The organism is Denitrificimonas caeni, from assembly GCF_905120345.1.
Classification (GTDB): domain Bacteria; phylum Pseudomonadota; class Gammaproteobacteria; order Pseudomonadales; family Pseudomonadaceae; genus Denitrificimonas; species Denitrificimonas caeni_A.
Map to the genome: position 1 here is coordinate 290900 of NZ_CAJHOA010000003.1, position 20482 is coordinate 311381.

Annotated in this window: 19 protein-coding genes; 9 read left to right on the forward strand and 10 right to left on the reverse strand. The window is 48.2% G+C overall.

Annotated features, from left to right (window positions below):
- Nucleotides 1-30: 30 nt before the first annotated feature.
- Nucleotides 31-621 (reverse strand): Maf family protein, encoded by a 591-nt coding sequence (locus tag JYJ62_RS07555; RefSeq protein ID WP_205341594.1) that lies wholly within the window; start codon nt 619-621, stop codon nt 31-33.
- Nucleotides 622-797: 176 nt separating this feature from the next.
- On the opposite strand from JYJ62_RS07555, the gene ffh reads away from it, so the two are divergent.
- The 6 genes from ffh (at nt 798) to xerD (ending at nt 5520) form a co-directional block, all read left to right on the forward strand.
- Nucleotides 798-2177, forward strand: a complete 1380-nt coding sequence (gene ffh, locus JYJ62_RS07560) for a signal recognition particle protein (protein WP_205341595.1) — start codon at nt 798-800, stop codon at nt 2175-2177.
- Nucleotides 2178-2302: 125 nt separating this feature from the next.
- Nucleotides 2303-2557 (forward strand): 30S ribosomal protein S16, encoded by a 255-nt coding sequence (gene rpsP / locus JYJ62_RS07565; protein ID WP_205341596.1) that lies wholly within the window; start codon nt 2303-2305, stop codon nt 2555-2557.
- A gap of 6 nt (nt 2558-2563) precedes the next feature.
- Nucleotides 2564-3100: a ribosome maturation factor RimM gene (rimM, locus tag JYJ62_RS07570; protein ID WP_205341597.1), complete on the forward strand. Its 537-nt coding sequence runs from the start codon at nt 2564-2566 to the stop codon at nt 3098-3100.
- Between the two features lie 12 nt (nt 3101-3112).
- Complete coding sequence (gene trmD, locus JYJ62_RS07575) at nt 3113-3856, forward strand: tRNA (guanosine(37)-N1)-methyltransferase TrmD (RefSeq protein ID WP_205341598.1); 744 nt, start codon at nt 3113-3115, stop codon at nt 3854-3856.
- Between the two features lie 48 nt (nt 3857-3904).
- Nucleotides 3905-4258: a 50S ribosomal protein L19 gene (rplS, locus tag JYJ62_RS07580; protein ID WP_205341599.1), complete on the forward strand. Its 354-nt coding sequence runs from the start codon at nt 3905-3907 to the stop codon at nt 4256-4258.
- A 356-nt stretch (nt 4259-4614) separates the two neighbouring features.
- Nucleotides 4615-5520 (forward strand): site-specific tyrosine recombinase XerD, encoded by a 906-nt coding sequence (xerD, locus tag JYJ62_RS07585; RefSeq protein WP_205341600.1) that lies wholly within the window; start codon nt 4615-4617, stop codon nt 5518-5520.
- Nucleotides 5521-5585: 65 nt separating this feature from the next.
- Here the strand turns inward: xerD and fadD1 are convergent, their stop codons facing one another.
- Nucleotides 5586-7283, reverse strand: a complete 1698-nt coding sequence (gene fadD1 / locus JYJ62_RS07590; RefSeq protein WP_205341601.1) for a long-chain fatty acid--CoA ligase — start codon at nt 7281-7283, stop codon at nt 5586-5588.
- Nucleotides 7284-7715: 432 nt separating this feature from the next.
- On the opposite strand from fadD1, the gene JYJ62_RS07595 reads away from it, so the two are divergent.
- The 3 genes from JYJ62_RS07595 (at nt 7716) to speA (ending at nt 11374) form a co-directional block, all read left to right on the forward strand.
- Nucleotides 7716-8678, forward strand: coding sequence for an alpha/beta hydrolase (locus tag JYJ62_RS07595; RefSeq protein ID WP_205341602.1), 963 nt, complete (start codon nt 7716-7718; stop codon nt 8676-8678).
- A gap of 14 nt (nt 8679-8692) precedes the next feature.
- On the forward strand, nt 8693-9163 hold the full coding sequence (locus JYJ62_RS07600) for a MaoC family dehydratase (protein WP_205341603.1): 471 nt from the start codon (nt 8693-8695) through the stop codon (nt 9161-9163).
- 297 nt (nt 9164-9460) lie between these two features.
- Nucleotides 9461-11374, forward strand: a complete 1914-nt coding sequence (gene speA, locus JYJ62_RS07605) for an arginine decarboxylase (RefSeq protein ID WP_205341604.1) — start codon at nt 9461-9463, stop codon at nt 11372-11374.
- 83 nt (nt 11375-11457) lie between these two features.
- Here speA and JYJ62_RS07610 read toward each other — a convergent pair whose 3' ends face one another.
- The 8 genes from JYJ62_RS07610 to mnmC form a co-directional block, all read right to left on the reverse strand.
- Nucleotides 11458-11871: a SufE family protein gene (locus JYJ62_RS07610; protein WP_205341605.1), complete on the reverse strand. Its 414-nt coding sequence runs from the start codon at nt 11869-11871 to the stop codon at nt 11458-11460.
- Nucleotides 11868-13070 carry an aminotransferase class V-fold PLP-dependent enzyme gene (locus tag JYJ62_RS07615; protein ID WP_205341606.1) on the reverse strand — a complete coding sequence of 401 codons (1203 nt, stop codon included), beginning with the start codon at nt 13068-13070 and terminating at the stop codon, nt 11868-11870. The genes JYJ62_RS07610 and JYJ62_RS07615 overlap by 4 nt, the downstream gene beginning before the upstream one ends.
- A gap of 108 nt (nt 13071-13178) precedes the next feature.
- Nucleotides 13179-14168: a 2,3,4,5-tetrahydropyridine-2,6-dicarboxylate N-succinyltransferase gene (locus JYJ62_RS07620; protein WP_205341607.1), complete on the reverse strand. Its 990-nt coding sequence runs from the start codon at nt 14166-14168 to the stop codon at nt 13179-13181.
- A 50-nt stretch (nt 14169-14218) separates the two neighbouring features.
- Complete coding sequence (locus JYJ62_RS07625) at nt 14219-14572, reverse strand: ArsC family reductase (RefSeq protein ID WP_205341608.1); 354 nt, start codon at nt 14570-14572, stop codon at nt 14219-14221.
- A 22-nt stretch (nt 14573-14594) separates the two neighbouring features.
- Entirely contained in the window at nt 14595-14762 is a 168-nt protein-coding gene (locus tag JYJ62_RS07630; RefSeq protein WP_205341609.1) for a hypothetical protein, read from the reverse strand.
- 11 nt (nt 14763-14773) lie between these two features.
- Nucleotides 14774-17482 (reverse strand): [protein-PII] uridylyltransferase, encoded by a 2709-nt coding sequence (locus JYJ62_RS07635; protein ID WP_420042822.1) that lies wholly within the window; start codon nt 17480-17482, stop codon nt 14774-14776.
- 84 nt (nt 17483-17566) lie between these two features.
- Entirely contained in the window at nt 17567-18349 is a 783-nt protein-coding gene (map, locus tag JYJ62_RS07640; protein WP_205341610.1) for a type I methionyl aminopeptidase, read from the reverse strand.
- A gap of 102 nt (nt 18350-18451) precedes the next feature.
- On the reverse strand, nt 18452-20482 hold the full coding sequence (gene mnmC, locus JYJ62_RS07645) for a bifunctional tRNA (5-methylaminomethyl-2-thiouridine)(34)-methyltransferase MnmD/FAD-dependent 5-carboxymethylaminomethyl-2-thiouridine(34) oxidoreductase MnmC (RefSeq protein ID WP_205341611.1): 2031 nt from the start codon (nt 20480-20482) through the stop codon (nt 18452-18454).

Sequence of the window (20482 nt, forward strand, 5' to 3'; positions counted from 1 at the left end):
GAGGTTACAGGTCTTCTTTACCTCTATGACTTAAGGCACGGCAATACCGCACAGGTTAAGCATATCGCACAGGCGAATCAGTGGTAGACCGACTAAGCTGGTGGCGTCCGCACCCTCAGTCGCGCAAAATAAACTGACACCTAAGCCTTCCGACTTAAAACTACCGGCACAATCAAACGGTTGCTCCAGTGCTATATAGCGTTGAATTTGATCCAAGCTAAGTGTGCGAAAGTGCACAGTAAACGGCACGAGATCGACTTGTTGCATACCTGTACGTGTATTGAGCACGGCCAGTCCGGTTAAAAATACCACGCTGCGTCCACTGGCGGCGCTGAGTTGTTGCGTGGCGCCTTCAGCGTGTAACGGTTTGCCGATGATCTGCTGATCGAGTACCGCCACTTGATCTGAGCCTATAATAATATGCGCAGGGTATTTCTCTGCCAAAGCATGTGCTTTACGCAAAGCTAAGCGCTGCACTAATGCCTGTGGTGTTTCATTGCTTAGCGGGGTTTCATCAATCTCAGGACTGTGGCACGTGAAGGGCAGTTGCAGGCGTGCCAGCAGTTCGCGGCGGTAGCTTGAGCTGGAGGCCAGCACGATGGGTGGTAAATTCGATGGCATAACGTCTCCTTATTAATAGCGACAGTTTAACGCAACTGCACACAGGACGCTGTCGAGTCGCACAGGATCGGTTATACTCTGCCGATTCTAGTAACAACCGCTGTGCAACAGTTTATTTTATAGATGAGCGTAATCAATGCTGCTCGCTGTTGCTGCACCCATGTTGAGGGCTTTGTATGTTCGACAATTTATCCGATCGCCTTGCGCAGACGCTACGCCATGTCACTGGTAAAGCGCGTCTGAGCGAAGACAATATCAAAGACACTCTACGTGAAGTGCGCATGGCGTTGCTTGAGGCCGATGTGGCCTTGCCGGTGGTGAAAGATTTTGTTAATTCGATACGTGATCGCGCGGTCGGTACTGAAGTATCGCGTAGCCTGTCGCCGGGCCAAGCCTTCATTAAGATTGTTCAGGCTGAGCTAGAAAGCTTAATGGGCGAGGCCAACGAAGACCTTGCGCTGAATGCGGCACCGCCTGCAGTGATTTTGATGGCGGGTTTGCAGGGTGTGGGTAAAACCACCACTGTGGCGAAGTTGGCGCGCTTCTTAAAAGAACGTAAAAAGAAAACGGTGATGGTGGTCTCCGCTGACGTTTACCGTCCTGCGGCGATTAAGCAGCTGGAAACTTTGGCCAGTGAAGTGGGCGTAACCTTCTTCCCCTCCGATATCAGCCAGAAACCGCAAGACATCGCGATTGCAGCGATTAAAGAAGCCAAGCTTAAGTTTATTGATGTAGTACTAGTGGATACCGCCGGCCGTCTCGCCATTGATAGCGAGATGATGGCGGAAATTGCGCAATTGCACGCAGCGATCAACCCGGTTGAGACGCTATTTGTGGTTGATGCGATGACCGGTCAAGACGCGGCCAATACCGCCAAAGCCTTTAATGATGCGCTGCCGTTGACCGGTGTGGTACTGACCAAGGTGGATGGTGATGCCCGTGGTGGTGCGGCGTTGTCCGTGCGCGCCATTACTGGTAAGCCGATTAAGTTCTTGGGTATGGGCGAGAAGACGGATGCCTTAGAGCCATTCCATCCCGATCGTATTGCTTCACGTATTTTGGGTATGGGTGATGTTCTCAGCTTAATTGAGCAAGCTGAACAAACCATTGATAAAGAAAAGGCTGACAAACTTACCAAGAAACTGAAAAAAGGTAAGGGTTTCGATCTGGAAGATTTTCGTGATCAGCTACAGCAAATGAATAAAATGGGCGGCATGGGCGGCCTATTAGAAAAAATGCCCAATATGGGTGGGATGAATTTATCGCAGATGGGTGGTGCCCAAGGCGCTGCTGAAAAACAGTTTAAACAGATGGAGTCGATTATTAATTCAATGACTCCTGCTGAACGTCGTGACCCTGAAATTATCAGTGGTTCGCGCCGTCGTCGTATCGCCATGGGTTCAGGTACTCAGGTACAAGACGTGGGACGACTGATTAAACAACATAAACAGATGCAAAAAATGATGAAAAAATTCAGCACCAAGGGCGGTATGAGTAAGATCATGCGCGGCCTTGGCGGGATGATGCCTGGGGCAGGCGGGATGCCCAAGATGTAAACACGCACTGGAGTGCAAAATAGCCCTATGCAAAGGGCGGGATAAACCTTAGAATATGCGGCCTTTCGGGCCATGCATGTTCTTGGTTCGTTTTGTTTGTAAAATACTTAAAGGAAAAAACTTTAATGGTAACTATTCGTTTGGCTCGTGGTGGCTCTAAAAAGCGTCCTTTCTATCATTTGACTGTAGCTAACAGCCGCAATGCTCGTGATGGTCGTTTCGTTGAGCGTATTGGTTTCTTCAACCCAGTTGCAACTGGTGGTGAAGTAAGTTTGTCTGTTAACCAAGAGCGCGCTACGTATTGGTTAAGCAAAGGTGCACAACCTTCAGAGCGCGTTGCGCAACTGTTGAAAACTGCATCTGCTCAAGCTACTGCTTAATTGACTATGAGTAAAATACCTCCTGCAGCAGATGAGCTGGTCGTACTCGGCAAAATCGGTGCAGTGCATGGTGTGCGTGGCGAAGTAAGAGTGCATTCTTTTACTGAACCCATGGAAAACCTGCTTGATTATCCGGTTTGGCAATTGCGCCGAGACAATGAGATTAAGCAAGTTAAGTTGGCCAGCGGACGTTTACAGGGTAAAGCGCTTGCAGCAAAAATCGAAGGCTTAGATGATCGTGAAATTGCGCGAACATTGACTGGCTATGAGATTTGTGTGCTACGCAGTGAGTTGCCTGAGTTAGCTGATGATGAGTTGTACTGGCATCAACTTGAAGGTTTAAAAGTGATCAATCAAGACCAGCAGTTGTTTGGTATTGTTGACCATTTACTTGAGACTGGCGCGAATGATGTCTTAGTTGTTAAGCCGTGTGCTGGCAGCATTGATGATCAAGAGCGTTTGCTGCCGTATACGCAGCAGTGTGTACAGTCAGTTGATTTGACAGCAGGCGAGATGCAGGTCGAATGGGATGCAGATTTTTAATGAGTAAATGCTTTGCGCGTTGAAGTTATCAGTCTCTTTCCTGAGATGTTTGCTGCGATTACTGAGTACGGCATTACCAGTCGTGCAGTAACGCAAGGGTTGTTAGAGCTTAATTGCTGGAACCCCCGAAGCTTTACTGAGGATCGACACCAAACAGTGGATGACCGGCCTTTTGGTGGTGGTCCAGGCATGGTGATGAAGATCAAGCCTCTTGAGGATGCATTAGCTGCGGCTAAGCAATCGATTGGAGGGCCGGCTAAGGTTATTTACCTGTCGCCGCAAGGCCGTCAGCTTAAACAAGCCGCGGTCAGCGAACTAGCCAAGCAGGATAATTTAATTCTGATTGCGGGTCGCTATGAAGGCATTGACGAGCGTTTTATTGAAACCTACGTCGATGAAGAGTGGTCAATTGGTGATTATGTGTTGTCTGGCGGCGAGCTGCCGGCGATGGTGCTGATTGATGCTGTAACGCGGTTGCTGCCTGGGGCATTAAACCATGCAGATTCCGCACAAGAAGACTCTTTTAGTGATGGTCTTCTCGACTGCCCGCATTACACGCGACCGGTTAGGTATGCAGGCAAAGACGTTCCTGAGGTGCTACTTAGTGGTAATCATGAACATATCCGGCGCTGGCGATTGCAGCAAGCCTTAGGGCGTACTGCAGAGCGTCGCGCTGATCTTCTGGATAGCCGCTCGCTTTCTGGAGAAGAGAAAATGCTGCTAGACGAGTATTTTCGTCAGCAGAACGATAGTTAATTAACGTATCGATGGTAAATCATCAGGATTTGCCTTCAGGAGCACAGAATGACGAACAAAATTATTCTTCAGCTTGAAGCTGAACAAATGACTAAAGAGATTCCAGTATTTTCTGCTGGTGATACTGTAGTTATTCAAGTTAAAGTAAAAGAAGGTGAGCGCGAGCGTTTACAGGCCTACGAAGGTGTTGTAATTGCTAAGCGTAACCGTGGTATCAACAGTGCTTTCACTGTTCGTAAAATTTCTAGCGGCGTAGGCGTTGAGCGTACGTTCCAAACTTACAGCCCACTGGTTGACAGCATTACTGTTAAGCGTCGTGGTGATGTTCGTAAAGCGAAACTGTACTACTTACGTGCTCTGTCTGGTAAAGCAGCGCGTATTAAAGAAAAATTGGCACGTTAATTCGTCCAGTGTTTCAAAACAAGGCAGCCTACGGGCTGCTTTGTTGTTTCTGGGGTATATGAAATTATTTTTACTGCACGTTGATAGGCCGCTTAGGTTTTTTTAAGAGCATTGTGTCTAATAACACGTGGCATGCGTACTTCGAGATAGCTGTTTTTACATCGATGAACCCGTTCGAGGTTCAACTCCGACGCTGCGCCCGAATTGAGTCAGGATGATTCGTTGAGGGAAGAGCGGCACTCATGCGCTACGGCACGTACGTATTCTGCTCGATGCGTGTCACCGCATCCCTGCGGTGCTCATTAACCCTTTATACTGCCTGTAGTGTTTACTGGTCGAGATAAGGTGTTGTTTAGATGACTACGGATGTGCAGCTTGATTTGTCGGCGTTAACGCGGTTTTTAGATGCGGCGTGGTTGCAGCGTGGACTGGCTGATAATACGCGCATGGCGTATCGCAGTGATCTAGAGCAGTTTGCGCAGTGGTTGCTGCTGCGTGGGCAAACCTTGCAGCAGGTACGACGTGATACCTTGCTGGACTATTTAAGCTGGCGCTTGGAAACAGGCTATAAGGCGCGCTCCAGTGCCCGGTTTTTGTCGGGTGCGCGTGGTTTTTATCAGTACTTACTTGAGGAGGGATTGATTATTGATAACCCAACTCTGCAGGTCGAACTGCCGCAGGTTGGTCGTTCATTACCAGACACCTTATCCGAAGCGGATGTCGAAGCATTATTAGCAGCACCCAATGTTAAGGAGGTGCTGGGCTTGCGTGATCGCTGCATGTTAGAAGTGTTGTATGCTTGTGGTTTGCGGGTGACTGAGCTGGTCAGTTTGACCTTGGATCAGCTGAATATGCGTCAGGGTATTGTGCGAGTGATGGGTAAGGGCTCTAAGGAGCGCTTAGTGCCTTTGGGCGAAACAGCTTTAGATTGGTTGGTGTTATATCTGAAAGACGGGCGCAGAGAGCTTCTCACGGCAGCTGCCACGGATGTCTTGTTTCCCAGTCAGCGAGGTCAGCAGATGACGCGACAGACATTTTGGCATCGAATTAAGCTGCATGCCAAGGTTGCGGGAATCACTAAACCATTATCGCCGCATACCTTGCGCCATGCTTTTGCCACGCATTTATTGAATCATGGTGCAGATCTGCGTGTGGTGCAGATGTTGCTGGGGCACAGTGATTTATCAACGACACAAATTTATACCCATGTGGCGCGTGCGCGTTTACAAGCGATTCACAGCGAACATCACCCGCGAGGGTAGTGACTTAGCATCGATTAAAGATTGTATTAAAAAGGCCTCTATGCGAGGCCTGATTAAGTGAGTTGTCAGTGGTTGGCTGTTGCCGCAAGTTTTTTGAGCTCTTCATCGCGTAGTGCGCGGCGCAGTATTTTACCGACGTTGGTGGTTGGGAGTTCATCGCGGAACTCAACTTGACGAGCAACTTTGTAACCGGTCAAATTACTGCGCATATGTGCAATAACCTGCTCTTTAGTTAGACTCTCACCAGGGCGTACGACAATAAACACTTTGATTGCTTCGCCTGACTTATCATCAGGGACACCAATTGCAGCACTTTGTAAGACGCTTGGAAGTGTGCCCAATATATCTTCGATTTCATTCGGGTAGACGTTAAAACCTGAGACCAAAATCATATCTTTTTTGCGGTCAACAATGCGGATATAACCATCTTCTTGAATCACGGCAATATCACCCGTACGCAGCCAGCCGTCCTCGTCTAACACTTCTTTGGTGGCATCTTCACGCAACCAGTAACCCTTCATGACTTGCGGGCCTTTGACGCAGAGTTCACCGATTTCTCCGAGTGCTAACTCATTGCCATCGTCATCTATGATTTTACACAGCGTTGAGGCCACAGGAATACCAATGGTACCCAATTGTATTTTTTGAATGGGGTTAACAGTGGCAACAGGACTGGTTTCTGTCATACCGAAACCTTCACAAATTTGTGCGCCTGTGACTTGTGTCCAGCGTTCGGCAGCGGCAATTTGTAGCGCCATACCACCAGAAATAGTCATTTTTAAGTTAGAAAAGTCTAAGTTACGGAAGTCTTCGTTGTTGCACAGCGCCACGAATAGCGTATTGAGTCCGACAAAACCGGTGAACTTGTTCTTTTTTAAATCTTTAATCATGCTTGGCAAATCACGTGGGTTGGTGATCAGCAAGTTGTTGTTACCGGTCATCATCATTGCCATGCAGTGAAACGTAAATGCATAGATATGATAAAGCGGTAAGGGCGCGACGATGGTTTCAGTGCCATGCCCTAAGTTTGAAGCCATCATGGCTTGTGCTTGCAGCATATTGGCGATTAAGTTGCGGTGGGTCAGCATCGCGCCTTTAGCAATACCCGTTGTACCTCCCGTGTATTGCAGAACGGCAACATCACCTGAGTCAGGATTGATATTGCGCGCTGCTTTTTTACTGCCCAGAGCCAGTACGTCATTAAGTTTAAGCGAATTAGGGATATGAAACGCAGGTACCATTTTTTTAACGTACTTGACAACGCTGTTGACCAGCAAGCGCTTAAGTGGCGGTAGAAAGTCTGCAACTTCAGTGATAATGACCGTTTTAACATTGGTTTTAGGTACAACAATTTCAGCTAAATGGCCCATGTTCGCCAAGCATACGAGTGCTTTTGCGCCGGAATCATTGAACTGGTGTTCCATCTCGCGAGTGGTGTACAGAGGGTTGGTATTGACTATCACTAAGCCTGCGCGAATTGCACCAAATACCACAACAGGGTACTGCAAAAGGTTAGGCAGCTGTACCGCAATGCGGTCACCCGGTTTAAGATCAGTATAGTTTTGCAACCATGCAGCGAAGTCCCCAGAGAGCTTGTACAGATCACCATAGGTGATCGTTTTGCCCAGATTGGTAAATGCAGGTTTGTCAGCAAAACGCTGGCAGGACTCTTTCAATACCGCTTGAATATTCGGGTATTGATCAGGATCGATTTCGGTGGGAATACCTTCAGGGTATTTGTCCTTCCAGAAGTTTTCATTCATGCAAGTCAACTCCTAAGCAGCAGCTCATGTTCGCCTTATGAAAGTGTTTAACAAAAACACACTATAAATAGACAACTTTTAAGCGCAGATGGGGTTTAAGTCCACCTTGCGATCCAGTTTACGGTGAAGAATGTCTACCTGTTACACGATTCTATGCTTAAAAGTCACTGAATTGCGTGCTCTTGTCAATCATCTCACCAAAGGCGTGTTTTTAATGATTAATTTTTGCTTTGCTTTTCTTATTTAATAGCAAACAACTGAAGGTTAGCAGTTTTATAAATACGCCACCAGCACAAAGTTAGCCTTTCTGGTCACTTTGGTTACTAAATAATTATTCTGGTTCTGTTTTTGTACTTCTATGCAGGCAAACCTCCCAAATTTTTAGGATAGGCACTACAATAGAACGACGCGAGCATCCAGGAGGAGGCTATCATGCGCCATGAAGCATTCTGGTTAACGACCAATGACGAAACAGAGTTGTATGTTAATCACTGGTCAAGTGAAGGGTCACCTGTTGCCATTGTTATGATCGCCCATGGATTGGCTGAACATAGCCAGCGTTATGCACGATTTGCACGTGCGCTGTCTGATCAGGGGATCTCGGTTTTTGCACTTGATCAGAGAGGTCATGGCCGGACCGCTGTACAGGGTACTCTAGGGTATTTTGCTGAGGAGAAGGGTTGGGACTTAGTTGTTAATGATCTGTGCTGTTTAAATCATCATGTCCGGGTTCGCTACCCTAATACGCCTATTTTTTTGCTTGGACACAGCATGGGTAGCTATGTGGCCTTGACCTATTTAATGCAGCACAGTTGCAGCTTGCAGGGCGCTATTTTATCCGGTTCCAATTACTTTAAAACATCACTACGTTATCGTACGGCTATGGCACTCGCGCGTTTTGAGCGCTGGCGTTTAGGTGGCAAGGGCCGCAGTGCTTTGTTAGACAAAGTGGTTTTTTACCCTTATCAGCGTGCAGTAAAAGGACGTCGTACCAATTGGGATTGGTTGACCCGTGATAGTGAGCAAGTGGATGCGTATATCAAAGATTCCTTATGTGGTTTTACGTGCACCACGCAATTATGGCTTGATCTACTCGGCGGCTTGCAGCACATTACCCCAGTGCAAAACATGGTACAAATCGATAATAACCTACCATTGTTGATTATTGGTGGCGATGCCGATCCGGTTAATCATGGTCATCGTCTGATTGATTTAGCTAATGCTTTACGCGAATCAGGTAATCGTGCGGTTGATATTCGTATCTATCCGCGGGCACGCCATGAAGTTCTACAAGAAACCAATCACTTAGAAGTAACTGCTGATATTATTCAATGGCTCAATACTGCCTTGGTGAATCAGCGCGAGATACTACCACCCATACCACCTAAAGCTTGAATTGGAGAAACCTTATGACGCAAAGTACCAGTACCCCTTATGAGAGTTTAGAGGTGGGTCAAAAAGCTACATTTAGTAAGCTTGTTACAGAACACGATATTATGTTATTTGCCAGTATGTCCGGCGACCGTAACCCAGTTCACCTTGATGCAGAGTACGCTGCGGGCACTATGTTTAAAGAGCGCATCGCGCATGGCATGTTTAGTGGCGCATTAATCAGTGCTGCGGTGGCTTGCGAATTACCCGGACCTGGGACGATTTATCTGGGCCAGCAAATGGAGTTTAAATTGCCGGTTAAGATTGGTGATGAGTTGACCGTACAATTGGAAATTCTAGAGAAAATGCCAAAATTTCGTGTGCGTATTGCTACTCGTGTTGTTAATCAGCGTGATGAAATCGTGGTTGACGGTGAAGCGCTGATCATTGCACCGCGCAAAGCACAAGTTGTTGAGTTGACCGAACTGCCAAGTTTCGTCGCTCAGTAAGTCGTTAGATTGACTGCGAGATGGGTTTGTTGCAATGACAACACAACAAATCTATCCGCCGAGAGATGATCCGTTTTGACAAATAGTCCTCCTTACTCGTAACAGTATCTTTGCAAACACCACACATGCTCAACACGTGCCTCGTTGGTATGCGTGGTAAGCGCATCTGCAGCGGTCAACACCATTCAAAGTATCCCCCGCAGCCTGTTACCTTGCGCCACTGCCGATTAGCGCCTAGTCTTAATAAATATTAATCAATAACTTAACATTGCATATAAAAGCACCCAAGGAGTACGCATGACCTCACGACGCACCCGTAAAGACGATGGTAGTCAATGGACAGTTGCTGACAGCCGCAGCGTATATGGCATACGCCATTGGGGCAGTGATTATTTTTCAATCAATGAAAGCGGTCGCATTATGGTGATGCCAAAGCGCGAGCAAAGTATCGGCATTGATTTGAGTGCAGAAATTGAAAAACTCCGTTGCAGCGGCCTACAGTTGCCCTTACTGGTACGTTTTCCAGACATTTTACAAGACCGACTGCGCCGCTTGAGTGCCGCGTTCGCGAGCGGCATTGAAAAGTACGATTATCAGAACAGCTATACACCGGTTTACCCGATCAAAGTTAACCAGCAAGAAGCGGTTATCGAAAGCATTATCGCCACTGATAACGTCAATGTTGGTTTAGAGGCCGGTTCAAAGCCTGAACTGCTTGCCGTGCTGGCCCTTGCCCCCAAAGGCGGCACCATTATTTGTAATGGTTATAAAGATCGTGAATTTATCCGTCTAGCCTTGATCGGCCAGCGTCTGGGCCACAATATTTTTATTGTGATCGAGAAAGAATCCGAAGTTAAACTGGTCATAGACGAAGCCAAAGAACTCAATATCATCCCGCAAGTGGGCCTGCGTGTGCGCTTATCGTCACTGGCCTCGAGCAAATGGGCTGATACTGGTGGCGAGCGGGCAAAATTTGGTCTATCCGCTGCACAGTTATTGCGCGTGGTTGAGCAGTTTCGCACAGCGGGTATCGAACAAGGTATCCGCCTGTTGCATTTTCACATGGGCTCACAAATTTCTAATATTGCCGACTACCGTAAAGGTCTGCGCGAGGCCATTCGCTACTTTGCTGAGTTACGTGCGCTTGGTTTGCCTGTTGATCATATTGATGTGGGCGGTGGGTTAGGTGTCGATTACGACGGTACCCACTCACGCAATGCCAGCTCGATCAACTACGACATGGAGGACTACGCTGCCACTATCGTGAGTATGTTGCGTGAGTTCTGTGATCGTCTTGAGTTACCTCATCCGCATATTCTTTCTGAAAGCGGCCGTGCACTGACTGCACATCATGCTTTATTAGTCGTCCAAGTCACCGATGTTGAAAAGCATAACGATGCGGTACCTGAGTTGGACGCTGAGGCTGAATACCCAGAAGCTCTGCAAGAACTGATTAATTTGCTGGATGAGAATGATCCGGAAACGGTTGCTGAGAGCTACTGGCGCGCCACGCACTTTATCGGTGAGGTCAGCTCACAATACAGCGCTGGAAAAATCAGCCTCGTGCAAAAAGCCTTGGGCGAGCAATGCTACTTCGCTTTATGCCGACGTTTGCATGAGCAGCTTAAAGCTCGTCAACGTTCTCACCGTGTGGTTCTTGATGAGCTTAACGATAAACTAGCGGATAAATACATCTGTAATTTTTCGGTCTTTCAAAGTCTGCCTGATACCTGGGCGATTGGTCAGATTCTGCCGATTATGCCTTTGCAACGATTGGATGAAGAACCGTTACGCCGTGCTGTTTTACAAGACTTAACCTGTGACTCAGATGGTAAAATCAAGCATTACGTCGATGAACAAAGCATCGAAACCAGTATGCCTGTGCATGAGTTACGTGAAGGTGAAGACTACTTGTTGAGCATCTTCTTAGTGGGTGCTTATCAAGAGATTCTTGGTGATATGCATAACCTCTTTGGTGATACCGATTCGGTGAATTTGTATCAGCGCGAAGATGGTAGCGTCTATCATGACGGTATTGAAACCCACGATACCATTGAAGATATGTTGCGCTATGTACACTTGTCACCGGAAGAATTGATGACGCATTACCGCGATAAAGTCGCCAGTGCTGCCATCACGCCTCGTGAGCGAACTCAGTTCTTAGATGCGTTACGTTTGGGCTTAACCCGTTCGTCGTACTTAACGCCTTAAGCGATCGATCACCCTCACACTGATAGGCTTCAATTAGCTTAGCGGTGTGAGGGTGACCGCTGATGATGTAAGTTGGCAGTGCGTTAGTTTTGAGCCAGCAACGCTTGCATTTTTAGCAATACTGCAGTTAAGCCGTTACTGCGTGAAGGCGACAGCTGACGACTTAAGCCCAGCAGAGCAAACCACTCCGCCACATCGACCTCGACCATTTGCTTGGCATTTAAGCCGGTAATGCGCAGCAACAACAAGGCCAATAAACCGCGTAATAAACGTGCCTCACTGGCGACTTGAAAGCATAGCGGATCGGCTTGCTGATCCAGCAGCAGCCACACTCGAGTTTCACAGCCATGCACTAAGTTGTCTGGGGTGCGTAGCGCTTCGGGTAACTCATCGAGCTGCGCGCCCCATTGCAGTAATAAGCGTGCGCGCTGTTCCCATTGCTGGCAACTTTGAAAATCATGCACTGCTTGTTGCGCTGCGCGACTTAAACCACTCACTGCAAAATCTCCAAGGCTTGATCCAAGGCGCTAAAAAAATGTTGTATATCATCACCATTGTTATACATGGCCAGTGACACCCGCAGCGCTCCAGCTAAACCTAAACTCTGCAACAACGGCATCGCACAATGATGTCCAGCACGCACCGCCACGCCTTGTTCGCCGAGTAATAGAGCTAAGTCCGAATGATGTATCTGCGGTGCATTAAAACTGATTAGCGCGCAGTTGGGTGAACCAATGATTTGCATGCCGCGTTCTTGTAAACCGGTTAACACTGCGGCATGTAAGCGCGCCTCATGCTCGGCAATCGCTTGGCTATCCAAGCTTTGTAACCAGTCTAAGGTGGCGGCAAAGGCAACAATATTGGCAGTGCTGGGGGTGCCAGGTTCAAAGCCTAAAGGCGCAGGCAAAAACTCCGCCTGTTGGTAATCGCACCGACGCACCATTTCCCCGCCAAACTGCCAATGGCGTAAAGCAGTCACTGCATGCTGGCGAGCAAACAACACGCCGACGCCATCGGGTCCGTAGAGTTTATGCGCCGAGCAAACAAAAAAATCACAATCCAACTGTTGTACATTCGGGCGCTGATGGACTGCCGCTTGCGCGCCATCAATAACAGTCCACGCACCTGCTTTTCGCGCAGCAGCCAGCAGGGGTTGCAAAGATTGACGGTGGCCAATCACATTGGATAAAGCGCTGATCGCCACTACTTTACTGCGCGTTGAAAGCTGGCGAATCGCGTAGTCGATATCCAAATGGCCATGCTTATCCATGGGTAATACTTTCAGAGTTAAATCGCGCGCTCGCGCCAACTGCTGCCACGGTAACAGATTGGCATGATGCTCATAGGCGCTGATTAGAATTTCATCACCGGCCTGAAAATGGTGGGCTAAGGCTTGGCTCAGCAGATTAATGCCTTCAGTGCTGCCCTTGGTGAAGATCACCGTATCGTTTGCATCGGCTTGCAACCAATCAGCAATACTGCTGCGTGCCGCTTCAAAGGCGCGAGTGGCGCGTTCACCCGGTTGATGTTGAGCACGGTGCACATTGGCCACGCCTTGCTGATAATACTGACTCAGGGTGTCGATCATTACTTGCGGTTTTTGCGCAGTGGCGGCGCTATCCAACCACGTCTGTTGTTGCTCGGCTAAAGCAAGAATACCGGGGAAAAATTGACGCCAAGGGGAGGGCAGAAACATTGCGAGAATATCCACTACATGGGAGCAATAGAATGAATAAAAAGACGTTATATAAGCTGGCGGTGCCCACTAAAAGTGACCTTTAGCGTTCGCCGCCAGCCTAGTCAATTAAGCCTTATTGATTAAGCATTCTACGGCACCGGTTTCCGGATTACGGTAGAAAAATAAATCATCTTGTAAGGCTAATTCATTAGCAGTAACGGTTTTTAAGAATGTCTTGTTACTGTCCAAAACACTCACTTGCGTGTCACCGGTGAGCCATAAACCAGCTTCAACGATGTTACGGTTACCCAGTGAAATACCCACACCAGCATGGCTATTGATCACACAGTGATGACCCACACTAATCAGCGGGTGCTGAGCAGTACTGGCCATTGAGCAGCCGCCTTGCAGGGTTGAGTCAATACCAATCAGTACGCCAGAGGCGATACAGCCATCAATGGTGCTGGCACCCTGGGTACCGGCGTTAAAGTTGATTGAACCTTCGTGCAATACCACGGTACCTTTACCCACATAAGCACCTAAACGTACGCGTGCAGCATCAGCAATATGGATGCCTTTGGGCACCACGTAGTCAGTCAGTTTAGGGAGCTTATCCACCGAGAACACTTCAAGCATACGGCCTTTAATGCGTTCTTCAAGCTGCAGCTCCGCCACTTCGTTGATATCAATCGCACCGCGATTGGTCCAAGCAACATTGGGCAGCACTTTAAATAGGTCGGTTAGATTAATCTCGTGCGGCTTGCATAAGCGATGCGAGATTAATTGTAGTTTTAAGTAGGCCTCGGGCACAGAAGTCGGTTGTGAGTCGTGCTCTAAAACACAGGCAACGGTAGGCTTATGGCTTTCTGCCAGACGTACTAAGAGCGCGCTTTGCTCCGGAGCAATATACTTAAGGGCATGGGCTAAATCAGAGGCCATGGCAAAGTCGAAATCAATAATTTGATTGCCACCGTTATAGCCTAAAATTGTTTTAATGCGCTCTACAAAGACGGCGCTGGGGTGCAATAAGGGCTTAGGGAAAAACACTTCTAACCATTGCTCTGTACGGTTGCGAGTGCCGACGCCAAAGGCGATGCTAAATAGAGATTGCGACATGAAAACTCCTTATGCGTAAGTGATTCTGAAAGCCTTGCAGAGTATGCAACCTAACTATTAAAAGCGGCTTGATACAACTCGGGTTTAAAGCCAATCAAGGTGCGCTCGCCTAGATCCAGTACTGGGCGTTTGATCATGGATGGCTGTGCCAGCATTAATGTGATGGCTTTGGTTTGATCAAGATCGGTTTTGCTGACGTCATCAAGTTTGCGAAAGGTCGTACCGGCGCGATTAAGGATTTTTTCCCAGCCATGCTCATTGCACCATTGCTCTAAGTGCGCTTGATCAATCCCCGCGCTTTTATAGTCATGGAATGCATAGCTTTGGTCATTTTCATCCAACCACATACGGGCTTTTTTCATCGTGTCACAGGCTTTAATGCCATATAGGGTTAAATCGCTCATAAAAAAACCTCCTTAAAAGCGTTTAAGAAATAGCTAAGTTAACGCGATAGACAATCGAACCAAACATGCAAAGCATGCCAAACATGAGTAAGGCAATACCCCAAGAGCGCTCTCGCCAGTTGTAACCAAAGGCTAAACAAAACATACCTATGGTAATTAAGGTCGTCATGACGTTAAGTGGGTTATCCATACAATTCCTAACTAATAAGCATTTGATAAATGAGTGACTGTACCGCTGGCACCGGTTGAAAGTTGCGCAATCATGCTTTCTTGCAAGGCATGACAGAGCTCTGGATCAGATAGCGGTAAACCTTCGGCGTCGGTGATAAAGAACACATCTTCCACTCGTTCGCCCAAGGTGATGATTTTTGCGTTAACCAAGGCCAAATTGAACTCAAGGAAAATTCCGCCGATGCGCGCCAGTAAACCTGGGCGGTCAGGAGCGATCACTTCGACCACGGTATACGGTCGCTGTGCATCATTGTGAATAGTGATTTGCGGCGTAAAAGAAAAATGCTTAAGTTGGCGTGGCACACGACGTTGAATAATCGCTGGATAATCTTCTGGGTTACGCAATGCAGCAGTTAATCCTGCACGGATTTGCTGAATCCGTTCTGGATCATTGCCGATACGGTCGCCATTAGCATCTAAAACAATATAGGTCTCAATGCTGAAATGGCCTGTGGAGGTCATAATTCGAGCATCTAAGGTGCTGAGATCCAGTTGATCGAGAGTCGCTACCGTTACTGCGAAAAAGTCATGACGGTGTGCACCATAGACAAAGATCTGCGTGCCACCATCGTATTCACGCTGTGTGGTTTCGCGTACTAGAACCAAGGGGTCGAGGCTGTTGCCATGTTGTAAAATAGCATCAGTATGCCAAACGATATCACCTGCGGTATGGCGTAAAAAATAATCATCGCCTAGCTGACTCCAGATCTGCTCGACGGCATCAGGATCGGCACCCTCTTCGGTGAGCAAGCTGAGTGCCGTCGCTTGACGAGTGGTGATTTGCTCTTCACGCTCCAGTGGGTTTTCTAAACCACGGCGTAAGGCGCGACGAGTTTCACTGTAGAGTTGACGCAGTAATTGTGCGCGCCATGAGTTCCATAGCGTTGGGTTGGTGGCGTTAATATCCGCCACCGTCAGCACATATAAGTAATCCAAACGGGTTTGATCACCGACCAGCATGGCAAAGTTATGGATTTCTTCTGGATCGGAGATATCTTTGCGTTGTGCCGTCACTGACATCACTAAATGACTGCGTACCAGCCATGTAATTAAGCGTGTGTCCCATGATGGCAGTTGGTGTAATTTACCAAAGGCTTCAGCGATCTCGGCACCTTGCAGCGAATGATTGCCGCCGCGACCTTTGCCAATATCATGAAATAAACCGGCTAAATAAATTAACTCAGGCTTAGGCAAACGACCAATAATCGCGCTGGCTAATGAGTATTTTTCAGCAAAATCTGGGTGACGTAATTTGCGCAAGTGTTTAATTAAATTAAGCGTATGCGCATCGACGGTATAAATATGGAATAAGTCATGCTGCATCTGGCCGACGATACGACCAAACTCAGGTAAATAACGGCCTAAAATACCGTAGCGATTCATTCGCCGCAGATTCATGTGCACGCCTTCTGGGCAGCGAAATAACTCTAGAAATAAGTCGATATTACGCTTGTCATGACGGAAATCATCATCAATTAAATGACGGTGATCACGCAGCAAACGAATGGTTTGCGAGCGCACACCCTTGATTTCTGGATGCTGTGCAAGCAGGACAAACACTTCTAAAATGGCCGATGGCGTATCGCTAAATACATACGGATTGCAGGCTTCAAGATAGCCGCCACGAATGCGAAAACGCTCATTAATCGGCGTCGGCAATTCAGTACTATCACTGCGCAGAATAGTTTCTTCAAAGTACTGATTGATCAAATCGGAGAGCTGCGAAATACCCATCACCACACGGTAGTATTTCTGCATAAAATGCTCGATGGCTTGTTTATTATCATCATCGGCATAGCCAAACATATCAGCGATTTTGCGTTGGTAATCAAGTAATAAACGGTCTTCATTACGTCCAGCGAGCATATGCAGGGCGTAACGGACTTGCCATAAAAAAGCTCGAGCTTGCGCCAATAGACGGTATTCACCTTCGGTTAAAAATCCCGGAGCTTCTAAGCTACTTAAGGTGCGCATACCAAAGCGGCGGCGAGCGATCCACATAATGGTTTGCACATCGCGTAAACCACCCGGCGAGCCTTTAACATTAGGCTCAAGGTTATATTCGGTATCGTTATATTTATTATGGCGTTCGCGCTGTTCAGTGTGTTTACCGATAAAAAAATCTTCACTGGGCCACATATATTGCGGGCCAATGCGTTCACGCATGGCTTCTAATAGCGTCTGTTCACCCAGCACTAAACGGCTTTCCAGCAAGTTGGTCATGATGGTTAAGTCATTGCGCGCTTCTTCTGCGCATTGCTGTACCGTACGTACGCTATGACCGACTTCAAGACCAATATCCCAGAGGAAGGTTAAGAAGGCGGATATACCGGTATGCAGGTGCTTGTGGTCTTCATGTTCCAGCAGTATCAGTAAATCAATATCGGAGTGCGGGTGCAGTTCGCCACGGCCATAGCCGCCGACCGCAATTAAAGCGACACAGCATGAACCTTGTAGCCACGTCTGTGCATGCCACGCATGCTTGAGCAGTTGATCAATAAACCACGCCCGAGCATGCACCACATCATGGATATCCTGTTGATCTAAAAAACGCTGATCCAGCACCATCCGTGCATGTTCAATGGCACTGCGAAAGCAGGCTAAGGTATTGTTGTCTTCGGCCAGTTTCTGCTGGAAGGCATCTGCATCAAAGAGTTCATTATCTAAGGGCAACAGCATTGACACCTCGCACAGTACAACGATTATTTAGCCTGATAACTGTCGTTTTAAGACGGTTAAGCGATCGATCAAACAGTTTCGCGGTTAAGCAGACGTGACGGGAAACGTTTCGTCTTTACGCAAGGTGAACACTTCATAACCATCGGCGGTCACTACTAAGGTGTGCTCCCACTGTGCGGTTAATTTGCGGTCTTTAGTGATCGCGGTCCAACCGTCGCCGAGTAGACGAGTTTCTTTTTTACCTTGGTTGATCATCGGCTCAATGGTAAAAGTCATGCCTTCTTTAAGCTCTAAACCAGTACCCGCTTTACCGTAGTGCAGTATTTGTGGCTCTTCATGGAACACCGTACCAATGCCATGGCCGCAGTATTCGCGCACTACAGTAAAGCCGTTGCTTTCCGCATGTTGCTGAATCACCGCACCAATGTCGCCGAGGCGTGTACCAGGGCGGACAATTTCAATGCCTTTATACAAGCATTCTTGAGTGACACGGCATAAACGCTCGGCCCACTCAGGGGTTTTACCCAGCATAAACATTTTGCTGGTATCACCAAAGTAGCCGTCTTTAATCACCGTGATATCAATATTAATGATATCGCCATCTTTCAGCGGCTTGTCGTTAGGAATGCCATGACAGACCACGTGGTTGATCGAGGTGCAGATCGACTTAGGGAAGCCGTGGTAATTAAGCGGTGCCGGAATGGCCTCTTGCACATTGACTATGTAGTCATGGCACAGAGTGTTGAGTTCGTCAGTGGTCACGCCAATTTGAACGTGTTCCTCAATCATCTCTAGCACTTCAGCAGCCAAGCGGCCTGCGATGCGCATTTTAGCGATGTCGTCAGGAGTCTTAATAGAAACGGTCATGCAATCCTCTAAGCGTAGATCACGCAGAAGTAAACAATAGAAGCGGCAATTCTAGCAGAAATCCATGATTCTGTGCGCTGTACTGTGCCTATTGCGGCATTTTCAAGGTTGATTACGGATCAAAGTGCGCAAGGCAAAACGATTCGGGTGACATTGCTGGGCTAGATCTAGAGGCAAGGGTAATGGCTCAGCACAGATCCATGCGCTGAGTAATTCCGCCGCGAGCGGTGCGCTGAGTAAGCCTCGTGAACCATGTGCGCTGTTGACATATAAACCGTTGTGCCAAGGGCAGCTGTGTTGCAGTGGCAAACGGGCATCTTTGCGTAGATCGGCATAAGTTTGCATAAACGCGTCATAGTCGGCAACAGGACCGACTAACGGCAAGTAATCAATGCTGGTGCAACGAAACGCAGCATGGCCTTTGAGTGTGGCAATATCGATTGTTTCAGGGGCGTAGTGTAGTTTAAATGAGGGCGCTAACTCATGCAGTAAAACCAAGTTACTGCGGTGCTCCGCCAACGTTGCTTCCTGGCTGTCTTCGCCAAAGTTAAAACTAGCGCCGATGGTGTGGGTGTGGTCACGGGCAGGGGAGATATAGCCATTGGCGCAGATCACGCAACTGATGGCTTGGCTGGCCTTTGTTGCCGGTAATTGCGTGGTTTGCCCACGCACGCGACTGAGTGGCAGGTGTTGGCTTTGTGCAAATTGCGCGACATTAGCAGCGTTGCACAGCACCACTATTGACGCTGTGGCGATCAGGGCGTTATCAGCATGTACCTGCCACTGCTGATTATCTTGGCTCAGAGACATTGCCTGCTGTGCACTTTTTAGCGTGATTAGCGGATGTTGACTGAGAACCTGGCACAGCGCTGGTGGATGGATCCAGCCGGTCTCCGGATAAAATAAACCACCTTGCTGCAATTCTATTCCAGCCAGTTGACTGGCCTGCTCGGCGCTGACCGCATGCAATATAGATTCAGGGAAATGCGCGGCGAGGCTGTCTTGACGCTGCTGTTCTTTCTGATTAAACGCCAATTGTAAAATGCCGCAGATAGCCCAATCGTTTGGACTCAGCATAGCTGACGCTGTTGCGCTGGTATTGCTGGACTCGACACTGCGAGCCGCCAGCAAACGGCGGGTGTAACCAAAACCTGAGAGAATAAAACGTGATAAAGCCGTGGCATGTGCAGAGAGTTTTAAATACAAAATACCTTGTGCATTGCCGGAGGCTTCTTGAGCGATTTTATCGTGCTGCTCAATTAAGGTAACCCGCCAGCCCCGCGCGGCAAGGCTAGCTGCACTGGCACAACCGGCGATGCCTGCGCCGATGACAATGGCGTGACGATGCTCGGCGGCGAGGGGTATGTGTTTGGGGCGGGCAAACCAGGGCGCAGACACTTTGCTGGGTTTATCAGTCTGCTCTGTTGGCTGAAACGACCCTGCGAGCATCTCGCGTTTATGGCCATAACCGGGTACGCGTTGCATGGCAAAGCCAACGGCAATTAAGCCGCGACGGACAAATCCTGCACTGGTAAAGGTGGCCAGCGTAGTTCTGTGCGTGGCCAGTCGCGCCAGTTGCGCAAACACTGGCTCGTTCCACATCTCAGGGTTTTTTGCTGGAGCAAAGCCATCGAGAAACCAGGCGTTAATTTTCCCATCCAGTTGTTGCAGCATGTCCAGTGCATCACCAATTAATAAGGTCAGGCTGATACGCCCATGGTCCAGTTGGATATGTTGAAAACCACTATGAATAGCAAGGTACTGTTGCAACAGTTGCTCACTGAGTTCACTCAACTCAGGCCATAACGCTAGAGCTTGAGCTAAATCGCGGTACTGTAACGGGTACTTTTCCACGCTAATAAACTGTAACCGCGCACCTGCCGGGGCATGCTGATTAAAACACTGCCAAGCACAGAGAAAATTTAACCCCGTACCAAAACCGGTTTCGCCGATGACAAAGGTTGCGCCATTCTCCAGCGCAGCAAAACGTTCCGCGAGTTGGTTATGATAAAGAAAGACATGCTGTGCTTCAGCTAACCCAGAAGCTCTGGAAAAGTACACATCATCAAATTGGCTGGATAGGGGTTGACCTTGTGCATCCCAATTTAACTGTGCGTGATCAATAGCGGTCAT

Excerpts from the sequence above, each read along its gene's own strand:
- JYJ62_RS07555 (WP_205341594.1), bottom strand. The coding sequence starts at position 621 with ATGCCATCGAATTTACCACCCATCGTGCTGGCCTCCAGCTCAAGCTAC.
- ffh (WP_205341595.1), top strand. The coding sequence starts at position 798 with ATGTTCGACAATTTATCCGATCGCCTTGCGCAGACGCTACGCCATGTC.
- rpsP (WP_205341596.1), top strand. The coding sequence starts at position 2,303 with ATGGTAACTATTCGTTTGGCTCGTGGTGGCTCTAAAAAGCGTCCTTTC.
- rimM (WP_205341597.1), top strand. The coding sequence starts at position 2,564 with ATGAGTAAAATACCTCCTGCAGCAGATGAGCTGGTCGTACTCGGCAAA.
- rplS (WP_205341599.1), top strand. The coding sequence starts at position 3,905 with ATGACGAACAAAATTATTCTTCAGCTTGAAGCTGAACAAATGACTAAA.
- xerD (WP_205341600.1), top strand. The coding sequence starts at position 4,615 with ATGACTACGGATGTGCAGCTTGATTTGTCGGCGTTAACGCGGTTTTTA.
- fadD1 (WP_205341601.1), bottom strand. The coding sequence starts at position 7,283 with ATGAATGAAAACTTCTGGAAGGACAAATACCCTGAAGGTATTCCCACC.
- JYJ62_RS07595 (WP_205341602.1), top strand. The coding sequence starts at position 7,716 with ATGCGCCATGAAGCATTCTGGTTAACGACCAATGACGAAACAGAGTTG.
- JYJ62_RS07600 (WP_205341603.1), top strand. The coding sequence starts at position 8,693 with ATGACGCAAAGTACCAGTACCCCTTATGAGAGTTTAGAGGTGGGTCAA.
- speA (WP_205341604.1), top strand. The coding sequence starts at position 9,461 with ATGACCTCACGACGCACCCGTAAAGACGATGGTAGTCAATGGACAGTT.
- JYJ62_RS07615 (WP_205341606.1), bottom strand. The coding sequence starts at position 13,070 with ATGTTTCTGCCCTCCCCTTGGCGTCAATTTTTCCCCGGTATTCTTGCT.
- JYJ62_RS07620 (WP_205341607.1), bottom strand. The coding sequence starts at position 14,168 with ATGTCGCAATCTCTATTTAGCATCGCCTTTGGCGTCGGCACTCGCAAC.
- JYJ62_RS07625 (WP_205341608.1), bottom strand. The coding sequence starts at position 14,572 with ATGAGCGATTTAACCCTATATGGCATTAAAGCCTGTGACACGATGAAA.
- JYJ62_RS07630 (WP_205341609.1), bottom strand. The coding sequence starts at position 14,762 with ATGGATAACCCACTTAACGTCATGACGACCTTAATTACCATAGGTATG.
- JYJ62_RS07635 (WP_420042822.1), bottom strand. The coding sequence starts at position 17,482 with ATGCTGTTGCCCTTAGATAATGAACTCTTTGATGCAGATGCCTTCCAG.
- map (WP_205341610.1), bottom strand. The coding sequence starts at position 18,349 with ATGACCGTTTCTATTAAGACTCCTGACGACATCGCTAAAATGCGCATC.
- mnmC (WP_205341611.1), bottom strand. The coding sequence starts at position 20,482 with ATGACCGCTATTGATCACGCACAGTTAAATTGGGATGCACAAGGTCAA.